This is a genomic window from Vibrio sp. Vb0304 (assembly GCF_033338995.1).
GTDB classification, from domain to species: Bacteria; Pseudomonadota; Gammaproteobacteria; order Enterobacterales; family Vibrionaceae; genus Vibrio; species Vibrio alginolyticus.
Window position 1 is genome coordinate 1 of sequence record NZ_JAWOTT010000292.1, and the last position, 1,119, is coordinate 1,119.

The following is a 1,119-nucleotide window of genomic DNA, read 5'->3' on the forward strand; positions in this document are numbered from 1 at the left end:
ATTGACTCGCGAGCAATGGTATCGAGTTTGGGTTGCTTCGAAAGGTCACGGTGTGCCATAGAAAGCGCATTAGCATCGTGATTTTACTTAAGGCATCTTATTAGATGCCTTTTTTGATGTTTCATCTTTCCTTTCTTCACTTTAGCAAGTAACAAACTTTTTCTCGGTTTTCTGGAGCTTAGATAAACGCAACCCTATGCGTATCAAGGGTTGAGAATGGTCAGTAGGCTTTGTTCGATGTCACTAAATCGACAGTGAAATGCGTTGTTTCTTGTTGGCTAGGTTCACTCATCTATTGATCTTGCGTATGCTTACTGCATAAACAAAAAATACAAATTCCTCGTCAGTTTTCTCGTACTATATGCGGTAACAATCTGGTAGACTCCAGCGCAGATTGTTGAATATAAAAAGGTGATTGAATGTCTTTTCCTGTACTCATCTGTGATGATTCAGCGTTAGCACGCAAGCAGATGGCTAGATCACTGCCAGCAACATTGAATCCGGATATTACGTTTGCTATCCACGGAAAAAATGCGCTTGAAGAATTAGCGCAAAAAGAATTTAAACTGATGTTTCTTGACCTCACCATGCCAGAAATGGACGGTTTTGAAACCTTAGAAAACATGCAGCGTTTAGGAAATAAAACGCCAGTTGTGGTTGTGTCGGGGGACATTCAACCCAAAGCCAAAGAGCGCGTTTTCGCGTTAGGTGCCAAAGCATTTATTCAAAAGCCCATCGCAAAGGATGAGCTAAAAAACGCCCTCAAAGAGCTGATTGAGCCAGAGCCTCGACCGCTTATCATCACACCAAGCGTGATTGAGCTGCCAATTCTCCGCCGACGCGATATTTACATGGAAGTGGCGAACGTTTCTATCGGCCGAGCTGCCGACGCGTTAGCTCGCCATTTTGATGTATTTGTTCAACTGCCTTTACCAAACGTGAATATCTTTGAAGTGAGTGAGCTTCACATGGCGCTGCGTGACTTGGCATCGCACGATAACGTCTCAGGCGTTTGTCAGGGCTTTTGTGGCGAAGGCATTGCCGGGGAAGCATTGGTCATTTTGAGTGACTCTAGCGTATCGGATCTGAAAAAGCTGATGAAAGTGCCTGCCGACAGTG

At 44.4% G+C, this 1,119-nt stretch carries 1 protein-coding gene; it reads left to right on the forward strand.

All coding sequences use genetic code 11. From position 1 onward, the window contains the following. Window positions 1–419: 419 nt before the first annotated feature. The coding region (locus R7P35_RS25730) for a response regulator (protein ID WP_318093274.1) at window positions 420–1,119 on the forward strand (700 nt) is incomplete at its 3' end.